Annotated in this window: 17 protein-coding genes; 8 read left to right on the forward strand and 9 right to left on the reverse strand. The window is 70.6% G+C overall.

The annotated features are described in order from the left end of the window. Positions 1 to 10: 10 nt before the first annotated feature. From ACFY8U_RS17390 to ACFY8U_RS17410, 5 genes are all read left to right on the forward strand, one after another. Positions 11 to 583 (forward strand): hypothetical protein, encoded by a 573-nt coding sequence (locus ACFY8U_RS17390; protein WP_389570958.1) that lies wholly within the window; start codon positions 11 to 13, stop codon positions 581 to 583. 14 nt (positions 584 to 597) lie between these two features. Further along, positions 598 to 774, forward strand: a complete 177-nt coding sequence (locus tag ACFY8U_RS17395; RefSeq protein ID WP_361442335.1) for a hypothetical protein — start codon at positions 598 to 600, stop codon at positions 772 to 774. Between the two features lie 110 nt (positions 775 to 884). Continuing rightward, on the forward strand, positions 885 to 1,379 hold the full coding sequence (locus ACFY8U_RS17400; protein WP_361604368.1) for a BlaI/MecI/CopY family transcriptional regulator: 495 nt from the start codon (positions 885 to 887) through the stop codon (positions 1,377 to 1,379). Positions 1,380 to 1,388: 9 nt separating this feature from the next. Beyond that, complete coding sequence (locus ACFY8U_RS17405; protein ID WP_361442341.1) at positions 1,389 to 1,916, forward strand: amino-acid N-acetyltransferase; 528 nt, start codon at positions 1,389 to 1,391, stop codon at positions 1,914 to 1,916. 144 nt (positions 1,917 to 2,060) lie between these two features. Then, positions 2,061 to 2,396, forward strand: a complete 336-nt coding sequence (locus ACFY8U_RS17410) for an Lsr2 family protein (protein WP_215072751.1) — start codon at positions 2,061 to 2,063, stop codon at positions 2,394 to 2,396. On the opposite strand, the gene ACFY8U_RS17415 is transcribed toward ACFY8U_RS17410, so the two are convergent. Then, positions 2,375 to 3,022: an SCO3374 family protein gene (locus ACFY8U_RS17415; RefSeq protein ID WP_389570838.1), complete on the reverse strand. Its 648-nt coding sequence runs from the start codon at positions 3,020 to 3,022 to the stop codon at positions 2,375 to 2,377. The genes ACFY8U_RS17410 and ACFY8U_RS17415 overlap by 22 nt on opposite strands. A gap of 462 nt (positions 3,023 to 3,484) precedes the next feature. On the opposite strand from ACFY8U_RS17415, the gene ACFY8U_RS17420 reads away from it, so the two are divergent. Beyond that, positions 3,485 to 6,010, forward strand: coding sequence for an ATP-dependent Clp protease ATP-binding subunit (locus ACFY8U_RS17420; RefSeq protein ID WP_361442350.1), 2,526 nt, complete (start codon positions 3,485 to 3,487; stop codon positions 6,008 to 6,010). Between the two features lie 121 nt (positions 6,011 to 6,131). Here ACFY8U_RS17420 and ACFY8U_RS17425 read toward each other — a convergent pair whose 3' ends face one another. From ACFY8U_RS17425 to ACFY8U_RS17435, 3 genes are read right to left on the reverse strand one after another with little or no spacing between them, the layout of a single operon-like run. Further along, complete coding sequence (locus ACFY8U_RS17425; RefSeq protein ID WP_389570841.1) at positions 6,132 to 8,969, reverse strand: NACHT domain-containing protein; 2,838 nt, start codon at positions 8,967 to 8,969, stop codon at positions 6,132 to 6,134. Then, positions 8,966 to 9,295: a trypco2 family protein gene (locus ACFY8U_RS17430; protein WP_361604377.1), complete on the reverse strand. Its 330-nt coding sequence runs from the start codon at positions 9,293 to 9,295 to the stop codon at positions 8,966 to 8,968. Before ACFY8U_RS17430 ends, ACFY8U_RS17425 begins: the two co-directional genes overlap by 4 nt. Before the next feature lie 38 nt (positions 9,296 to 9,333). Then, a complete protein-coding gene (locus ACFY8U_RS17435) occupies positions 9,334 to 12,489 on the reverse strand; it encodes an NACHT domain-containing protein (protein WP_389570844.1) in 3,156 nt (1,051 codons plus the stop codon). 478 nt (positions 12,490 to 12,967) lie between these two features. Between ACFY8U_RS17435 and ACFY8U_RS17440 the strand changes: the two genes are divergently transcribed. After that, the gene (locus ACFY8U_RS17440) at positions 12,968 to 13,672 is read left to right on the forward strand and encodes a M23 family metallopeptidase (RefSeq protein ID WP_389570847.1); all 705 of its coding nucleotides are present in this window, start codon (positions 12,968 to 12,970) and stop codon (positions 13,670 to 13,672) included. 13 nt (positions 13,673 to 13,685) lie between these two features. Here ACFY8U_RS17440 and ACFY8U_RS17445 read toward each other — a convergent pair whose 3' ends face one another. Further along, complete coding sequence (locus ACFY8U_RS17445) at positions 13,686 to 14,243, reverse strand: TetR/AcrR family transcriptional regulator (RefSeq protein ID WP_389570849.1); 558 nt, start codon at positions 14,241 to 14,243, stop codon at positions 13,686 to 13,688. Between the two features lie 101 nt (positions 14,244 to 14,344). Here ACFY8U_RS17445 and ACFY8U_RS17450 point away from each other — a divergent pair, with 101 nt between their 5' ends. After that, positions 14,345 to 15,922: an MDR family MFS transporter gene (locus ACFY8U_RS17450; RefSeq protein ID WP_389570852.1), complete on the forward strand. Its 1,578-nt coding sequence runs from the start codon at positions 14,345 to 14,347 to the stop codon at positions 15,920 to 15,922. Between the two features lie 95 nt (positions 15,923 to 16,017). On the opposite strand, the gene cseC is transcribed toward ACFY8U_RS17450, so the two are convergent. From cseC to ACFY8U_RS17470, 4 genes are read right to left on the reverse strand one after another with little or no spacing between them, the layout of a single operon-like run. Further along, positions 16,018 to 17,334, reverse strand: a complete 1,317-nt coding sequence (gene cseC, locus ACFY8U_RS17455; protein ID WP_389570855.1) for a two-component system sensor histidine kinase CseC — start codon at positions 17,332 to 17,334, stop codon at positions 16,018 to 16,020. A 32-nt stretch (positions 17,335 to 17,366) separates the two neighbouring features. After that, positions 17,367 to 18,071: a two-component system response regulator CseB gene (gene cseB / locus ACFY8U_RS17460; protein WP_361676840.1), complete on the reverse strand. Its 705-nt coding sequence runs from the start codon at positions 18,069 to 18,071 to the stop codon at positions 17,367 to 17,369. Between the two features lie 22 nt (positions 18,072 to 18,093). Next, positions 18,094 to 18,801, reverse strand: coding sequence for a hypothetical protein (locus ACFY8U_RS17465; RefSeq protein ID WP_389570858.1), 708 nt, complete (start codon positions 18,799 to 18,801; stop codon positions 18,094 to 18,096). Continuing rightward, entirely contained in the window at positions 18,789 to 19,352 is a 564-nt protein-coding gene (locus ACFY8U_RS17470; protein WP_361604401.1) for a SigE family RNA polymerase sigma factor, read from the reverse strand. The genes ACFY8U_RS17465 and ACFY8U_RS17470 overlap by 13 nt, the downstream gene beginning before the upstream one ends. Positions 19,353 to 19,464: the final 112 nt, after the last annotated feature.

Consider the following 19,464-nt stretch of genomic DNA (forward strand, 5'->3'; position numbering starts at 1 on the left):
TCGCGGCGGCATGGCGTTCAGCGCGGACGAGCTGCGTGTGCTCCGACGCGCCCTTGCCACCGCCCTCAACCCCGCCCCCCTTCAGGACGAGGACATCCAGGACTGCCTGCGGCTCGCCGCGTCCGTGGACGACGCCGTCCGCGAGGCCGGCCGGCTGCGCGCCTTCCTCCTCGCCGACCTGACCCGGTACCGCGAGGCCCTGCCCGGCTCGCTCCCCGGCTATCTGGATCTCCTCCAGGACGCCCTCGGCGCCGGGTACGACCCGGGGGCCGACGACCTCGCCGCCCTGCGCGCCCTGCGGGCCCACCCCCGGGCCGCCGGCCTCCTGGAGCGCTGCCAGGTCCTCGCGGAACGTTCCGTACGCGCCCGCCTCGCCCGCGTCTCCCAGGCCGTGGCCCCCGCGCCCCGCGTCCGGCTGCTGGCCCTCCCCGGCGGCCGCGCCGCCGCCGACGAGCCCAAGCCGGCCACCCCGAAGCAGCCGCCCGCCCCGACGAAGCGGCCGGCGCCCAAGCCGTCCGAGGTCTTCCCGCCACGCCGGCGCCCCGTACCTCCGCCCCCGCCCGAGGAACGCGCCGCCGGATAGCTACCCTGGTCGCTATGGACTACGTATCCGCGCTCCTGCCCCCCATCGTGATGGCCGTGTTCTTCACCGCGCTCGTCGTCACGATCGTGAAGAGCCAGGGCGGCCCGAACAAGGCCAAGGAAGACGCCGCCGTGGACGCCGCCCTCGCCCGGGCCGAAGCCACCCGCCAGGCGGACGGCAGCGCCTCGTAGCCCCACCCGCACCGAAGGACGTACGACAGCTTTCAGGTCGTACGTCCTTTTTGTTGCGTTTCCTCCGCCAATAGCGGGGACATTCCCGCTTCGCCGACTATGGTGGCGGTGTGCCCCGCCAATTGGGAGAGCTCGAAGACGCCGTCATGACACGCGTCTGGCAATGGAACCGCCCGGTGACCGTCCGGGAAGTCCTGGAGGATCTCCAGCAGGAACGGTCCATCGCCTACACCACCGTCATGACGGTAATGGACAATCTCCATCAGAAGGGCTGGGTGCGCAGGGAAGTCGACGGCCGCGCCTATCGATATACCGCGGTCTCCACCCGCGCCGCCTACTCGGCCGCACTCATGAACGAAGCGTGGGCCCAGAGCGACAACCCGGCGTCCGCCCTTGTCGCCTTCTTCGGCATGATGTCGAGCGAGCAGCGAGAGGCCCTCACCGACGCCATCCGAATCGTCGGCCACAACGTGCCCGAGACCCCCGCTCCGCAGGCCGAGACGGCCCGCGGGAGCACGGGTGAGGCGGCCGACGGGAGCGGATCGGAGGAGACGCGTCCGGGCGCCGTGGAGGGTGCGTCCGGGCCCGAGGGCAACGGGCGATAACGTCCCCCCATGCCGTCGTCCTCCGCCACTCCGAAAGCCGTCACCGTTCGCCGCGCCCGCACCAGTGATGTCGCCGCGGTACGCCGCCTTGTCGACCCGTACGCCCGCCGGGGCATCCTGCTCGACAAAGCCGACGTGACGCTTTACGAGGACATCCAGGAGTTCTGGGTCGCCGAACGCGACGAGGACGGCGTCGTCGTCGGCTGCGGGGCACTCCATGTGATGTGGGAAGACCTCGCCGAAGTCCGTACTCTCGCCGTCGATCCCGAGTTCAAGGGCGCCGGCGTCGGACATCACGTGCTCGACAAGTTGCTGCACACCGCCCGTTGGCTCGGCGTGCGCCGGGTATTCTGCCTGACCTTCGAAGTCGACTTCTTCGCGAAGCACGGCTTCGTCGAGATCGGCGAGACTCCGGTCGACGGAGATGTGTACAGCGAGCTCCTGCGTTCCTATGACGAGGGTGTCGCCGAGTTCCTGGGTCTCGAACGAGTGAAGCCGAACACCTTGGGCAACAGCCGGATGCTTCTGCATCTGTGATCGTGACGAGCACACGGAACCCTATGTCCGAATCGCGCACGTTTCCCGCACTGCCGGGCTTCTGAACCTCTCCCAGGGGTTTGTGTTTTTCCGGGAAAAGCGGTTTCCTTTCCGCGTACTGCATTTTCGATGAAAGGAAATCCGGTGGCACAGAAGGTTCAGGTCCTTCTTGTCGACGACCTCGACGGCGTCGAGGCGGACGAGACCGTGACGTTCGCGCTGGACGGCAAGACCTACGAGATCGACCTCACCACCGCCAACGCGGACAAGCTCCGTGGCCTGCTCGAGCCGTACACCAAGAGCGGTCGGCGCACCGGTGGCCGCAGCGCCGGTACGCGTGGCAAGGGCCGGGTCGCCACCGGTGGCAGCCCGGACACCGCGAAGATCCGCGCGTGGGCCAAGGAGAACGGCTACAACGTGAACGACCGCGGCCGCGTTCCGGCGGAGATCAAGGCGGCCTACGAGGACGCGAACCGCTGAGGAGTCAGCTGCTGAGCGACCGGCCTCGCGGAACGCTCCACGGGCCGCCCCTCGGGGCGCCCGGGCAGGCCTTCACGGGACCGCGCACTCAGCAGCCGCATCCGATGGCACTCCGCCGCGGCCGCGGCCACGAGCCGTACGAGACAGGGGGCGGCCGCACCACCCCGCGTCGCGGTCCAGAGGGCCGGCAGCGAGGGCTCCACGTCACGGCCGGGTTCGGGGGCGCGCAGCCACACCGCGGCGCCGGGCGCGCCGGAACCGCTCCATCCTGGGGGAACAGGGGCGGTCATCCGGCTGCCGGCGCCCAGGGCGACGAGATCCAGCGAGATCCCGCCCCACTCCAGCCATTCGAGCAGCCCCGGCAGCTCCTCCGCGCTCCCCGCGGCCACCAGTAGCCGCATCGTCCGCCCCATGAGGGCCACCGGTCCGGTGGCACCCGTGCCCGTCCTGCGCAGCAGCGCGCGGCCGGCCGCGGCGGGCAGCTCCAGGACGTCGAAGCGCAGACCCGTCACCAGGCCCACCGGCGGGCCGGCCACCGTCGCCCAGCCGAGCCCCTCCTCGTACCACCGCGCCCGGCCGTCGACCGGCGAGCGGGGCGGCGGCACGCGCGGTGCGGTGAAGGACATGTCCGGGGAACGCCCTCGGGGCTCTCTTGGTTACGCCACCGTCGACCCTGCGTCCTCGATCCACTGCGCACTGTGTCCGCGATGGGGGCGTACGGGTGCATTCGGCAGCGCAAGGATGTTCGCCCGTAGCGGAGGGAACCGGGGTGTGCCGCATGGAGTGTCAGTGCGGACGGGTAAGACATTCCTAGTGAGGAGGGGCGACTCGCGGGCTTTCGCGTCTCACGTTCGCCATCGGCGTACTGAAGGCACGGGTAACTGCTTGGCCTGCGGGAACATCGTCTCGCACCATCGAGTTGGAGCATTTGTCGGCTGTTCGGCAGCAGGTCTCCCCACGGACAAGGGGGTGATCCGGACGGATGTCGGCAGTTGGAATGAGCGGTCCCCGCTTGCGGGACTAAGCTGCGGAAGGACAGGGAGGGGATCGACCCCTAACTGACTGACCGCTCTGAGGAGCGATTAACGATGTTCGAGAGGTTCACCGACCGCGCGCGGCGGGTTGTCGTCCTGGCTCAGGAAGAAGCCCGGATGCTCAACCACAACTACATCGGCACCGAGCACATCCTCCTGGGCCTTATCCACGAGGGTGAGGGTGTCGCCGCTAAGGCCCTGGAGAGCCTCGGGATTTCGCTCGAGGCGGTCCGCCAGCAGGTTGAGGAGATCATCGGCCAGGGGCAGCAGGCCCCGTCCGGCCACATCCCCTTTACCCCGCGTGCCAAGAAGGTCCTGGAGCTGTCGCTCCGCGAGGCCCTCCAGCTCGGCCACAACTACATCGGCACGGAGCACATCCTGCTCGGCCTGATCCGCGAGGGCGAGGGCGTCGCCGCCCAGGTCCTCGTGAAGCTGGGCGCCGATCTCAACCGGGTGCGGCAGCAGGTCATCCAGCTGCTCTCCGGCTACCAGGGCAAGGAAGCCGCCACGGCCGGCGGTCCTGCCGAGGGCACCCCCTCGACGTCCCTGGTCCTCGACCAGTTCGGCCGCAACCTCACCCAGGCGGCCCGCGAATCCAAGCTCGACCCGGTCATCGGGCGCGAGAAGGAGATCGAGCGGGTCATGCAGGTGCTGTCCCGCCGTACGAAGAACAACCCGGTTCTCATCGGCGAGCCCGGCGTCGGCAAGACCGCCGTCGTCGAGGGCCTGGCGCAGGCCATCGTCAAGGGCGAGGTGCCCGAGACCCTCAAGGACAAGCACCTCTACACCCTGGACCTCGGCGCGCTGGTCGCCGGCTCCCGCTACCGCGGTGACTTCGAGGAGCGCCTGAAGAAGGTCCTCAAGGAGATCCGCACCCGCGGCGACATCATCCTGTTCATCGACGAGCTCCACACCCTGGTGGGTGCGGGTGCCGCCGAGGGCGCGATCGACGCCGCCAGCATCCTCAAGCCGATGCTGGCCCGCGGTGAGCTCCAGACCATCGGTGCGACCACGCTGGACGAGTACCGCAAGTACCTGGAGAAGGACGCGGCCCTCGAGCGCCGCTTCCAGCCCATCCAGGTCGCGGAGCCGTCGCTGCCGCACACGATCGAGATCCTCAAGGGTCTGCGCGACCGGTACGAGGCCCACCACCGGGTCTCCATCACGGACGAGGCCCTCGTCCAGGCCGCGACCCTGGCCGACCGGTACATCTCGGACCGCTTCCTGCCGGACAAGGCGATCGACCTGATCGACGAGGCCGGATCCCGGATGCGCATCCGCCGGATGACCGCGCCGCCGGACCTCCGCGAGTTCGACGAGAAGATCGCCGGCGTCCGCCGGGACAAGGAGTCCGCGATCGACTCCCAGGACTTCGAGAAGGCGGCGTCTCTCCGTGACAAGGAGAAGCAGCTGCTGGCGGCGAAGGCCAAGCGGGAGAAGGAGTGGAAGGCCGGCGACATGGACGTCGTCGCCGAGGTCGACGGCGAGCTGATCGCCGAGGTCCTCGCGACCGCCACCGGCATCCCGGTCTTCAAGCTGACCGAGGAGGAGTCGAGCCGCCTGCTGCGCATGGAGGACGAACTCCACAAGCGCGTCATCGGTCAGAAGGACGCGGTCATCGGGCTCTCGCGGGCGATCCGTCGTACGCGAGCCGGTCTGAAGGACCCGAAGCGTCCCGGTGGCTCGTTCATCTTCGCCGGTCCGTCCGGTGTCGGTAAGACCGAGCTGTCCAAGGCGCTCGCCGAATTCCTCTTCGGCGACGAGGACGCGATGATCTCCCTCGACATGTCGGAGTTCAGCGAGAAGCACACGGTTTCCCGTCTCTTCGGTTCTCCCCCCGGATACGTGGGCTACGAAGAGGGCGGCCAGCTCACCGAGAAGGTGCGCCGCAAGCCGTTCTCCGTCGTCCTCTTCGACGAGGTCGAGAAGGCCCACCCCGATATCTTCAATTCCCTTCTCCAGATCCTGGAGGACGGTCGTCTGACCGACTCCCAGGGCCGGGTCGTGGACTTCAAGAACACGGTCATCATCATGACGACCAACCTCGGGACCCGGGACATCTCGAAGGGCTTCAACCTGGGCTTCGCGGCCCAGGGCGACACGAAGTCCAACTACGAGCGGATGAAGGCCAAGGTCAGCGACGAGCTGAAGCAGCACTTCCGCCCGGAGTTCCTGAACCGTGTGGACGACATCATCGTCTTCCCGCAGCTCACCGAGGCCGACATCCTGCAGATCGTCGACCTGATGATCAGCCGGGTGGACGAGCGCCTGAAGGACCGGGACATGGGCATCGAGCTCTCCCAGTCCGCGAAGGAGCTCCTCGCCAAGAAGGGTTACGACCCGGTCATGGGCGCCCGGCCGCTGCGCCGGACGATCCAGCGCGAGGTCGAGGACTCGCTCTCCGAGAAGATCCTCTTCGGCGAGCTGCGCCCCGGCCACATCGTGGTCGTGGACACCGAGGGCGAGGGTGAGGAGAAGAAGTTCACCTTCCGCGGCGAGGAGAAGTCGGCTCTGCCGGACGTCCCGCCGATCGAGCAGGCGACGGGCGGAGCGGGCCCGAACCTCTCGAAGGACGCGTAAGCGTTCGCTTGCCTGACAGGGGCGGCCCCGGACTCGGAAGAGTCCGGGGCCGCCCCTTTTCCGTGACCGGGCCCCCTGGACCGCCCGCCGCCCTGGACCGCCCGCCCGGACCGCCCGCCGCTCAGGGTTCGATACGGAGTTCCAGGCCGGGGCGCTTGCGCAGGGCGGCGAGATTCAGGCCCTTGGTGTCCACCGAGGTGAGCCGCAGCTCCTTCAGCCGGGGCAGCCGGGCGAGGGCTTTCAGATCGGCCTGGGCGACCGGAACGCACCGCACCTCGATCGCCTCGACCTCCGCGAGCGCGGCGAGCGGTTCGAGCCCGTCCGGCCGGCAGGCGTCCAGCTGCACCTGGCGGAGCCCGGCGCCGGCATCGGGAAGCCAGCGGAGGTCGGTGACCAGCTCGTTGTCGACGATGCGCAAGGAGCGGGGCCGTACGAGCGTCACGGCGTCGGCCAGCTCCGCCATCGTGAAATCGCCGACGAACCCCAGGGACGTCGGGCGGGTCAGCGACAGATACCGGAGCTCCTCCGGGCGTGAGACGAGCACGGGATAGTCGCCCGTGAGGTGCGCCAGTACCTCGTGGGCGTAGGAGGCGGCCGGGAAGGCGTGCCAGCCGAGGCCCAGCTCGAAGGCCCGGCGCGAGCCGACGAAAGCGCGGGCGTAGGGGACGGCTTCGGCGCCGCCGATCTCGGTGATCAGGGCGATCACCCGGGTGTCCTGCTCGGTCTCCTCGCTCGGGCCCGGCAGCAGGGGCAGCACGTACCCCCTCAGCCGGGCCAGCTGCTGCCGCTGCGTGGTGGTGCGGGGGACGACGACCGACTTCACGGCCTTGGCGACCCTCCGGCCCAACGTCTCCGGCAACCAGGCCGCGTGCTGGGCGCACAGGGCGGCGAGGACGTACAGGGTCGTCTTCAGATCCCGGTCCCGGCTCGCCGAGCCGGCGGCGAGGAGGCCTTCCACCAGGACGGGGAGCTCACGGCGTGAGCAGTGGCCGGCGGCGAGCAGGAGCACGTCGTGCCACTGCTGCTCCCGCGCGTGGCGCAGGAGCTCCGGTATGAGGTCGTCCTCGACGAACTCCTTCGCCGCGAGGAAGTCCTGGAACGTACGGTGCGCGAACTGGAACACGTCCTCCGAGCGCTCCTGAAGGAGGCCGCTGCGGTTCAGGAGGTGGGTCAGGACCTCCTCCGCCGACCCCTGCGTCGCGACCTGCGGCATCCCCGGCAGCGCCCGGTTCAGCTGGTGCAGCGCCTGGTCCCGCGTGAACTCCGTCTGGCCGCCCCGGACGAGCCAGGCCGCCAGACGCTGGAGGAGCTGCCTGCTCTCCTCCACCGACATCCGGATGCCGTCGGGGGCGTCGATCCGGCGCCGGTCGTCGCGGGTGCCCAGCAGCATCTGGAGGGCGGAGTCGTACAGCGCCCAGCGGGTGTCGGGCAGGAAGCCCTCCCGTAACCGGTGGAGCGCGCAGATCACCGCGCACAGCAGCGGGGTCCGGGCGAGGTCGGAGAGGGCCGGGTTGTGGCGGAACTGCTGGGCGAGGTCCTGTGCCAGCGCGGTCAGGTGGTCGGCGTCGCCGTCGAGTCTCGCCGCGTCGTGCCAGGCGGTGACGAAGGCCTGGACGTCCTGGTCCCGCAGGGGCAGCAGGGTCAGCTCCTCGAAGCCCTCGGCTGCCAGCCAGTCCGGCTCCACGGCGAGGGGACGCACGGTCGCCACGCAGCGGGTACGGGGGAAGCGGGCGAGGAGCCCGGAGAGCCAGGCGTGGGCGGCCTCGCGGTCCTTCTCGGGGACCTCGTCGAGACCGTCGACGAGGAGCAGCGCCCGGCCCGCGGCCAGGACCCGGCCTGCCCAGCCGTCGGGCGGAGTGTCGACCATCAGGCCCGCGACGCCGGGGAGTTCGGCGGGGGAGGGGAACCCGGAGCCGCGGGCACGCAGGGTCCGGAGCGGGACGACGAAGGGGACGAGGCCGTTCAGCGCGGCGAGTTGGGGACCAAGGGTGCCGGCGGCGGCATGGGCGGCGAGCCACCAGACGAGGGTCGTCTTTCCGGCACCGGCGTCCCCGCGGAGGAGGACGCGCGGGCGGGAGGCGAGGAGTTCGTCGATGCGGTGCGGGACGGGCGTGGACCCGGACTCCTTGGGCGAGGCCTCCAGGGAGAGGTAGGCGGCGTCCAGGTCCCAGGAGGCGGCCCGCCTGCCGAGTTCGTCGAGCCCGAAGATCCGCGTACGGCGGTAGGAGGCGCCGATGGCCTCCCCGTACTCCTGCTCGTACGGGGAGTCGGCCGTGCTGTGCCGGGTGAGGGCGGTGAGCGAGGGGAAGCCCCGTCCCGTGGCCTGGGTGAAGGCGACGAGGAAGTCGGCGTCGGCGGCGACGGCGCTCAGGGGCACACACTCGACCCGCCGGTGCCCGCGGCCCCGCGGGACCTCCCTGACGATGCCGAGCAGCCCGTCGCCCGCCACGACGGGTCCGCCGGAGAGCCCGGCGAGCGGCGAACCGCCGTCGGTGGACTCGTCGGCCGGCGGCGCGTCGAGTTCGAGGACCATCGTGCGGCGGACGAGCCCGGCGAGGGGGAGCAGGGTGCCCCGGTACTGGTCGCTCTCCAGCTTCCGGCCCTCCCCGTACCGCTGCACACGCGGATAGCCGAGGATCTCGCAGCCCGGCAGGGGCCGGTCGGTGGCGACCCGGCCGATCGCGGCGCGGTAGCCACCGAGGCCGTCCAGGCTCTCCGGGCCGTGGAGGAGCGCCGCGTCGAGGCGCTCGTCCGACCAGAGCACCTGACAGAGGACCGACTCGCTCCGGCCGGGCACGGACACCCAGGCCGTGTAGGCGTTCCGTAGGACATGTGCGCAGGTGAGGACGGTGTCGGAGGTGAGCAGGACCCCGCTGCCCTGCCGGCCGTGCTGCTCGGACCGGACGACGACGGGAAGCCGTACGGAGGGGTGCGGAGGGTTCTGTACGGGGGTGGTCAACGCGCCGGCCCGCCACCGAAGTCGGAGGTGTCGCCGGCGTCCTCGTTGCCGACGAGCCAGGGGCCGTTCGTCGCGGCGTTGCGGGGCTTGAGGGTGAAGGAGACGCGGTGGGTGTCGCCCCGGGTGCGGGAGGCGTCGGCACCGGCCTCGACGACCCAGGCCTTGACCTTGGTCCCGCCCTTCACCTCCTTGCGCAGCTCGATCGTGAACTCCATCTCGATGTCGCCCACTTCGAAGGCGACAGCCTTCCCGGCGGCGCGGGCGGCGGCCTCCACGAGTTGGTCGCGTACGGATTCGACGGCGTCGGCGAGCTCGATGTCGGTCATGATCGTGAACGTACCGGGGGAGGGCGGGGGCGGTCAGCTCATGACCGGACTTCGACGGCGGGGGAGAGGTGTTCGGTGCCGACGGCGTGGGTCCCGGAGACGTCGATGTATTCGAGGTGCTCCAGTCGGCCCAAGGCGGCGAGGTCCAGACCCTGCTCGCTCGGCCCCCGGCTGAGGATCAGCCGGCGTAGCCCGGGGAAGGCTCGGGTCACCCACTCGATCGGAGAGTCCGCGCCGGGGTAGATCTCCAGCGTCAGTCGCTCGACATGAGGCAGCCGGAGGCCGACGGGAACGTGGCGGAGCGCGGGGGAGGTGACGTGGAGGTGGCGGAGCGACCCGAGCGTCGCGATGCCCTCCCAGTCGTCCGACGACAGCGATGAGGCCTGCCACAGGTCGAGTGCGGACAAGCCGGGAAGGTGGGCGAGCGCACCAAAACCCTCCTCGGGGGCGCCCGCAGCGGAGAGACGGCGAAGGCCGTCTCCTCGGAGCACGGATGCGGCCCGCCAGTGGCCGTACCGGGCGACATCGAGGGCCTCCACCTCGGCGAGGGCGGGGGCCAGCGCGGCCAGGCCGATCTCCGAGAGACCGATCCGAAGGTCGAGCCCGGGCGGGCGCAGGCCCAGACGTACGAGTTCGCCCGCCTGCTCGTCGGAGTTGACGGTGAAGAACAAGCCGGTGGGGTCGAGGTGGGCGATGACGTCTTCGGCGTAGGCGCGACTGTCGAACCGTCGCCATCCCCAGACGAGTTGCGAACGAATCGCGATCTCCGGGTGACCGGTGAACCGAGCGAGATAGGGGAGAGCGGCCTCCGACTCGACGTGGGTGGCCGTCACCACGGCCATCAGTGCATCAGTGTCACCCAGTCCGTCCGGGTCGGGCAGCAGGTCGACCACGCCACGCCCGGCTGAGCCGAGGATACGGGCCTCGTGCATGTCGCGCGGCGGAATCACCTCCGCCGTCCGCGCCAGGATCCGTTCCCGGATCTCCGGCGCCACCTCCGTCGCGTGGTCCAGCGCCGTCGCCGCCACCACCAGCACGCGGAGTTGCGTGCGGCGGTCCGGCGCCGCGTCGACCGCTTTCAGCAGTTCCTGGAACATCTCGGCGCATTCGCGGGGGCGCGCGTGGCCGACGGCCATGCGGATGACGTCCTCCCACTGGTCGTCCGCCGCGTGCTGGATCAGGACGCCGATGTCCCAGCGGTCCACCAGGGCCTTCGCCGCGAGGTAGTCCTGGAAGGTGCGGTGCACGAAGTCGACCGTGTCCGCTGTCGGTTCGCGCAGGAGGCCGCTGCGGTGGAGCAGGTGGGTGAAGACCGTGCCGGGGTCGTGACCGGCCGCCTCCGTGATCGCGGGCACCGCCTCCCGTACGACCGACTCCGCGTGCGAACGGTCCATCGTCGTGCGGCCGTTGAGCGTGAGCCAGTACGCGATCCGCTGGATCAGCTGGATCTGGGGGGCCTCGCCCAGCTCGATGCCGTACGGCGTACCCATGTCCCGCTCCCGGTCCCGCCGGGAGAGCAGCATCGACAGCGCCGCGTCGTACAGCGCCTTCCGGCCGCGCGGCAGAAAACCCCGGCGGCTGCGGTGCAGGGCGCAGATCAGTCCGCACATCAGGGGGTTGGTGGCGAGCTGGGCGACGTCGGAGGTCGTGCGCAGCGAGTCGAGGAGGGGCTGCTCGTACGGTGCGGCCTCCGGCCCGGCCGCCTGGTGCCAGCGGCGGACGAAGGTGCCGACCTCGGCGGTGGACATGGGGGAGAGGGTGAGCTCGGTGAAGCCGTCGGAGGCGAGCCAGTCGTCCCGTACGGCGGTGGGGCGCGAGGTCACCAGCCAGCGGTTGCCGTCGTAGGAGTCGAGGAGGTCGCGGAGCCAGCGGCGGCCGCGTTCGCGCTCGGCCTCCGGGATCTCGTCGATGCCGTCGACGAGGACGAGGCCGCGTCCGGCGGCCAGGACCCGGTCGGCCCAGCCGTCGGGCGGGGTGAGCGGGCAGCCGACGGCGGAGAGGAAGCGGTCGGGGGCGGGGAGCCGTTCGCCGTGGCGGGTGAGCGTACGGAGGGGGAGGACGAAGGGGATCCGGTCGCGGAGGTACGCCATGTCGTCGGCGAGGTCCTCGCGCGTGGCCGAGACCGCCAGCCACTGGACGAGGGTCGTCTTGCCGGAGCCGGCGAGGCCGCGCAGGAGCACCTTGTCGTGCCGGGCGAGGGCGAGATCGGCGCGGCCGCCGAGGCGCATGTGCCGGAGCGCACGTTCGGCCGCCGCGAAGACGGCCTCGCGCTGCTCGGGTGTGATCGTGAACGCCACGTGGCCGTCGTCGCCCGTGTCCGGGAACCCGAGCGTGTCCGCCTCCGCCAGGGCTGCCTGGCGCACGCGGCGCTCCGCATCGGCGACGCCGTCTCCCAGGAGGCGGGTCCACTCCCTGATCCCGTCCTCCGTCGCCGACGACGGGCTCAGCCCCGTCCCCGTCGCCGACGACGGGCTCAGCCCCGTCCCCGTCGCCTCCAGCGACAGATACGCCACGTCCAGCGGCCACTTCTCCGGCGCGCCCTCCAGGTCCACCCCGTAGATGGTGAGGCTGCCGTGCTTCCGTGCCACGTACGCCAGGTACCGCCGCTCGAACTCCGCGTCCCGCGCGTCCACCCGTGGCGTACGGCGGATGACCTCGTCGACCTTGGCCGTCAGCTCCGCCTGGCCGCGGGTCTGCTCCACGAGGGTCCTGGGCACGAAGGTGGTCCGCTGGGTGAAGAACTCCAGGATGTGGACGCAGGCCCACTCCGTGAGCGAGTCGAGGAAGAGGACGGAGTCCGTCGACAGGCCGTCCGGGGGCGGGGCCGCCGCGCGCAGGGCGCGGGCGAGGGCCGGGGCGCCGAGGTGGACGGCCTGGACGTCGTCCATGTCGAGGTCGCCGAGGGCGAGGAGCGTCGCGGCCAGCGTGGCGGAGAGCGCCTCGGTCTCGTCGCAGGGGAACGGTGGCTCGCCGGGGCCCGCCATGGCGCGTTCGACGAGGGTGGCGGCGAGCTTGTGGACGTCCTTCTCCGTGAGCGTGCGCTTCTCGCCGCGGAAGGAGACGCGCCCGGAGAGCCGGATGCCGCGGGCCGCGCCCGGCAGGCCTGCTCCTGGGCCGTCGCTGACCAGGAGTTTCTTCAGGAGCGGGCCCATCGCCGACGCGGCGAGGCGGGTGCCCACGAGTGACGGATCCATTGGTGTCCCCCCGGTGGTTCGCGACGTCGTCAGCGTAGTGCGGGACGTGATCGAAAAGGCCTTGGTTGCGTGACCCAGGTCGCATTGGGAGCGCGTGCGCCGTGACAAGGCGCACAGGCGTTTTGGGGGGTACTAACGGGATTAGTGCTGGTGTTTGGTGGCGATTCGGGACGTTCAGGACGCCGGTGTCGGGACTTTGGTCCCAAGAGGGGGCGAACCGCATGGGAGGCGGCCTGTCGGGCCTATGGGGATGGGTCCGACGTGCGGATAAACAGAATCTCTTGTGCCGCTTTGTCCGACTTCAAGGAGGGGTGTCCGAGGCCGTCAAGACCTGAACTTCCGAGGAGATCGCTACGACGCAATGTCGTAGATGGGGTGTTTTACGCCGGATGGGTGCCCGGGTTACCAAGGATGAGCAACAGCCCGCCCGGCGCAGCGAACGCGTCGGGTCCCGTTCTGTCCGGAGGTTTTCCCCCGTATGTCGAAGCGCGTTATGAACCCCGCCGCCCGTATCACCGCCGTCGCTCTCGCCACCGCGGGTCTGGGAGTGTCGCTGGTGGCCGGAGCAGGGTCCGCCTTCGCCGCCGAGGGCAAGGCCGCCACCATCGCGACTGCCGCGACCGGTGCGTCCGCTGCCGTCGCCGCGCAGGCCGATGCCCAGGCCCAGGCCGCCGTCAAGGCCGCTGTGGCCAAGCAGGCCGCCGCCAAGAAGGCGACCGTCGCCAAGGCCGTGAAGGCCGCTCCGGTCGCCGCCAAGAAGGCCCCCTCCTGGGTCAAGCCGGTCGGTGGCTACACCCTGACCGCCAGCTTCAACCAGGGCGGCGCCATGTGGGCCCACAAGCACTCCGGCCAGGACTTCGCCGTCCCGGTCGGCACCCCGGTCAAGGCCGCCGGCGCCGGCACCGTCGTGAAGGCCGGCCCGAACGGCGGCGGCGACGGCCCCGCGTACGGCAACGCCATCGTCGTCAAGCACGCCAACGGCAAGTACTCGCAGTACGCGCACCTGTCGAAGATCAACGTGCACCTCGGCCAGAAGGTCGGCGCCGGTCAGAAGATCGCCCTGTCGGGCAACACCGGCAACTCTTCCGGCCCGCACCTGCACTTCGAGATCCGTACGACCCCGAACTACGGTTCCGCCCTCAACCCGGCCGCGTTCCTGCGCTCGGTGGGCGTCACCATCTGACCTGAAGAACGCCTCACCGCGCGCTGTGCGCCTGGGTGATCAGATCGAGGGCGACCTCGAGGACGGCTTCACGCTTCTCCTCGGGGTCGCCCTCGACGTTGTCCATGAAGAACATCCCCGAGTGCAGGGCGAAGATCGCGCTCACGCAGCGCACGCGGTCGATGACGGCGAAGTCCGGCTCCTGGATCAGGCCGCTCAGTTCGAGCAGCCGCTCCTTGAAGGTCAGGCCGATGCTCAGCTCGCGGACGGCCGCCTGGTTCTCCTGCATGAAGCGGAACAGCGGGGCCGCGCCGATCAGGGACTCCTGGTAGCGGCGCAGGATCTCCTCCTTGACCTCCAGCGTCCGCGGCTGCTCCCCCGCCCATGCGATCAGCTCGTCCATGGGCCGGGTGAGGTCCTGGAAGATGCCGATGATGATGTCTTCCTTGGTCTTGAAGTGGTAGTACAGCGCGGCCTTGGTGACGTCGAGGTGCTCGGCGATCTCGCGCAGCGAGGTCTTCTCGTAGCCCTGTGCGGCGAAGAGCTCGAGGGCCACGTCCTGGATGCGCTGGCGGGTGTTGCCTCGGGCCATGGCTGCTCTCCACTTTCCACAAAACTTACTTGACGACCGGCAAGTTACACGTCTACCGTCCCCAGTGTAGTAACTAGCCGGGCGGCAAGTAAGGGAATGACATGGCTGCGCAGTCGACCACCACCACACCGAACGAGGTGACGGAGCCGCCGCCGCGCAGCGTCCGCGTCGTGCTCCTCGCCCTCATGATCGCGATGCTGCTCGCGATGCTGGACAACATGATCATCGGCACGGCCATGCCCACGATCGTCGGCGAGCTCGGCGGCCTGGAGCACCTCTCCTGGGTCGTCACCGCCTACACCCTGGCCACCGCCGCCTCCACCCCGATCTGGGGCAAGCTCGGCGACATGTTCGGCCGCAAGGGCGTCTTCCTCACCTCGATCGTGATCTTCCTGATCGGCTCGGCGCTGAGCGGCATGGCCCAGGACATGGGCCAGCTCATCGGCTTCCGCGCGATCCAGGGCCTCGGTGCCGGCGGCCTGATGGTCGGTGTCATGGCCATCATCGGCGACCTCATCCCGCCCCGCGAGCGTGGCAAGTACCAGGGCATGATGGCCGGCGTGATGGCCCTCGCCATGATCGGCGGCCCGCTCGTCGGCGGCACCATCACCGACCACTGGGGCTGGCGCTGGTCCTTCTACATCAACCTGCCGCTCGGCGCCGTCGCCCTCGCCATGGTCACCACCGTCCTGCACCTGCCGAAGAAGAAGCGCGCCACCGGCACCCGGATCGACCTCCTCGGTGCCGGACTCCTGACCGTCGGCATCACCGCGATCGTCCTCGTCACCACCTGGGGCGGCACGGAGTACGCCTGGGGCTCGGCCACCATCGTCGGCCTCGCGGTCGGCGGCGCCGCCGCGCTCGCCGCCTTCCTGTACGTGGAGACGCGAGCGAGCGACCCGATCATGCCGCTGCACATCTTCCGCAGCCGCAACTTCACGGTCATGTCGCTGATCGGCTTCATCACCGGCTTCGTGATGTTCGGTGCGGTCCTCTACCTGCCGATCTTCCAGCAGTCCGTCCAGGGCGCCTCGGCCACCAACTCCGGACTGCTGCTCCTGCCGATGCTGCTGGCGATGATGGCCGTCTCGCTGCTCGTCGGCCGCTTCACCACCAGCACCGGCAAGTACAAGATCTTCCCCATCGTCGGCGGCGCGCTGATGATGGTCGGCCTCTTCCTGCTCTCCACGATGGACACCGGCACCTCGCGACTGGTCTCCGGGGTCTGGATGGCTCTCCTCGGCGCCGGCATGGGCTTCCTGATGCAGATCACGATGCTCGTCGCGCAGAACAGCGTCGAGATGAAGGACATGGGCGTCGCCTCCAGCTCGACGACCCTCTTCCGTACCCTCGGCTCCTCCTTCGGTGTCGCGATCATGGGCGCGCTCTTCACGAGCCGCGTCCAGGACGAGATGGCGGAGCGCGGCGGCTCGGAGCTGACCCAGCAGTCCGCCCAGCTCGACGCGGCCTCGCTGGCGAAGCTGCCGGAAGCGCTGCGCGAGGCGTACCAGCACGCGGTGGCAGCCGGCACCCACTCCGCCTTCCTGGTCGGCGCGGCGGTCGCGGTCCTCGGCTTCGCCCTCGCCTTCCTGGTCAAGGAGGTCGCGCTGCGCGGCGCCGGACCGGAGAAGACGCCGCAGGGCACGGACGAGGCGCCGAAGGTCGCGGAAACCGTCTGACCCCTCCCGTACGAGACAGGGCCCCGGCACACCAGGTGTGCCGGGGCCCTCTCACGTACTGCTCCTCGTGCGACCCGTATCTCGGTCCTCAGTCCTCAGTCCGCGAACGAGATGATCGGGAAGCTGCCCGTGTTCGTCGGCGCGTGGTCCGGCAGCCAGAGGACCGCGATCGCGCCGCCCGCCCCCTGCGGTGTGCCCTCGGGAGCGGCGTTACGGAACGTCAGCCGGGCCCCGAGGACCCGGGCCTGCCCCGCCGCGATCGTCAGCCCGAGCCCGTGCCCCTGCCCCGCCCGGTCGCTCGCCCCGGTGCGGAAGCGGCTCGGGCCCTCGCGGAGCAGCGCCTCGGGAAAGCCCGGGCCGTGGTCCCGTACGCGGACCACCCGGCCCTCGACCGTCACCTCGACCCGCGGCCTGCCGTGCTTGGCCGCGTTCGCCAGCAGGTTCCCGAGGATCCGCTCCAGGCGCCGCGGGTCGGTGCTCACCCAGGACTCGTGGACCACGTGCACGACGGCCTCGGGGTCGAGCGCCCGCACCCGCCGCTCCACGAACTCCCCGAGCGCGATCTCCTGGAGCTCGGCACGCTCCGAGGCGCTGTCGAGGCGCGCGACCTCGAGGACGTCCTCGACCAGCGTGCGCATGGCCTGCGCCCGGTCACGTACGAGCTCGGTGGGGCGCCCGGGAGGCAGCAGCTCCGCCGCCGTGAGCAGCCCGGTCACCGGGGTGCGCAGCTCGTGCGCGATGTCGGCGGTGACCCGGCGCTCGGCCTCGATGCGCTCCTGGAGGGCGTCGGTCAGGGCGTCCACCGCGCGGGCGAGATCGTCGGTCTCGTCGCGTACGACTCCGCCGATGGCGTCCCGTACCCGCACCTCCGTATTGCCCTGCGCGACCCGGCCGGCCGCCGCGGCGGCCTTCCGCAGCCGGCGCGAGAGCTGGCCTCCGATGAGCACACCGAGCGCGCAGCCGCCCACGACCACCGAGACGGAGCCGATGATCAGCGCCCGGTCGAGATCCTTCATGATCGTCGCGCTGCCGTCGGCGAACGGGATGTGCAGCGACAGCACGTCACCGTTGGCCAGCGGCACGGCCGCCCAGACGTCCGGCGGTCCGCCGTGGCGGTGCTCCTGCACGTACGTACCACGCCGCTTGTCCCGCATCAGCTGGTCGAGCTGGGGAGGCAGCATCGGGTCGTTGAGCTTGGTGCCGAACCGGGGCTGCTTCGGCTTGGAGCTCTCGTACATCCGCTGCGCGAAGAGGAGCCGCTCCATCTGGACCTCGCGCGCGTTGTCGAGCATCGAGACCCGCGCCGCGTTGTGCACGACCAGGCTGAGCGTGACCGCGATGAGGGCGCCCACGCCGGCGATGGCGACGGCGATCTTCCAGCGGACGCCGGTACGGAGGGCGGGTGGCTTCACCTGCGCACCTGCTTCTCAGGCATCAGGCGTGGTCATCCCTTGAGCTTGTAGCCGAAGCCGCGGACCGTCTCGATCCGGTCCTGGCCGATCTTCGTGCGCAGTCGCTGGACATGGACGTCGACGACCCGGGTGTCGCCACCCCAGCCGTAGTCCCAGACCCGCTCCAGGAGCTTGTCCCGCGACAGGACCGTGCCTGGCGCGGAGGAGAACTCCAGCAGCAGCCGCATCTCGGTCGGGGTCAGCCCCACCGGTGCGCCGCCCTTGCGGACCTCCATGCCCTCGGTGTCGACCTCCAGGTCGCCGAAGACCAGCAGGCCGCCCTCGGGCGTCCCGTCCGCCCCGGGGTCGCCGGGCGCCGGGCCGCCGGCGTGGCCGAAGCGGCGCAGCACGGCCCGGATCCGGGCCACGAGCACGGAACCGTCGAAGGGCTTGGTCACGTAGTCGTCGGCCCCGGCCTCCAGGCCCAGGACGACGTCGATGGAGTCGGCGCGCGCGGACAGCATGATCACGGGCACGGTCGACTCGTCACGGATCCGGCGGCACAGACTCACCCCGTCCATGCCCGGCAGCATCACGTCGAGCAGTGCGATGTCGGGCCGGTCCGCACGGAACGCCTCGAGGCCCGACAGTCCGTCGGGCATGGCGGTCACCGCGAAGCCGTCCCGCTCCAGTGCGAGCTGGGTGGCCTCGCGGATGACGTCGTCGTCCTCGACGAACAGCACATGGGTCTCGGCCATCGGGCGCCCTTCCCTCTTCCGTTCAGCTGCCGCTCGGCTCGGCCGTCGTGGGGCCGTCGAGGCCGCCGTCGCCGACCGCACGGCTGTAGTCGTTGTGCACCCAGTCGTGCTGGGAGAACTTGCTCCCCGCCCAGCGGTACGTGATCACGTCCTCGCCCGACGGATACGCCACCGGGTCGCCCTTGGCGTACACCTGCTTCGTCACGACCAGATCGCCCCGGTCGATGGTGGCGTACACCGCCGCGTCCTCGGCCATGAAGACGTTCTTGTAGCCGTCGCCCTCCTCGCGGTACACATACGTGCCGATGCCGACGGCATCACCGCAGGTCATCACGTTGACGACGACATCGGGCGAGGCACCGCCGGTCAGGTTCCCGTAGGAGGTGTCCACCGGGTAGGCGTCCGCGACGCAGGGCTTGAGATCCGCCTTCAGGCGCTCCCCGATCTTCGGGTCGGACTTGATCAGCGCGATCGGGTCGACCCGCTCGGCGGGCATCTGCCCGGCGGAGGCGGAGCCGGAGGGAGACGGAGCGGGGGCCGCCGAACCCACCTCGTCGGCGCGGGCCGCGCCTTCGTCCCGGGAGCCCGTGCCGCCGGTGGAGCAAGCGGTCACGAACAGGCCGACGGCGGCGAGCACGGCCACCGCCGTGATGCTCACCGCCTTGAAGGTCCGGCGGCGCGGGCCGCCGGGCAAGTCGTCGCCGTCGTATCTGGCGCCTAGGCCGCGCACCGGTCCTGCCCCCGTTCGTCACGTCGTACGGTCGACCGCTCCAGAGCGCGGGCGTCGTCGACGCCGCGGCTCTCCAGTTCCTGCCGCAGTCGGGCCAGTGCGCGGTGGAGCGTGGACTTCACCGTACCGGTCGACATGCCGAGCGCGGCCGCCGTCTCCTCGGTGCTCATCTGTTCCCAGTGCCGCAGGACGACGACGCTCCGCTGCTTCGGGGCGAGGACCTTGAGGATGTCCATGAGGAGCGCGCGGTCCGCGTGCTGCTCGGTGGCGTCGTCGACGGACGCGTCGGGCAGCTGCTCGGTGGGCACCTCGTCGAGCTTGCGGGCACGCCACCACTCGGTGCGCGTGTTGATCATCACGCGGCGGAGGTACGCGTCGGCGAGGGACTTGTCGGCGATGCCGTCCCAGCGGCCGAAGGTGCGGACCAGGGCGGTCTGGAGCAGGTCCTGGGCGTCGACGGGGTCGGGGACGAGCCGACGGGCACTGCGCAGCAGCGCGTCCTGCCGCGTCCGTACGTACTCCTCGAAGTCGAGCACCTCGCCGTGCGACATACCGACCGCCTCCATCCCCGTGACCAGCTCGTTTGCTTGACGTCGACGACGCTACGGAGCGCTTGTCACGAGGCTGTGCGAGCCAGCCGTCGACAGCCACACGGCTGCCCAT

The organism is Streptomyces sp. NPDC012508 (genome assembly GCF_042902595.1).
GTDB lineage: Bacteria > Actinomycetota > Actinomycetes > Streptomycetales > Streptomycetaceae > Streptomyces.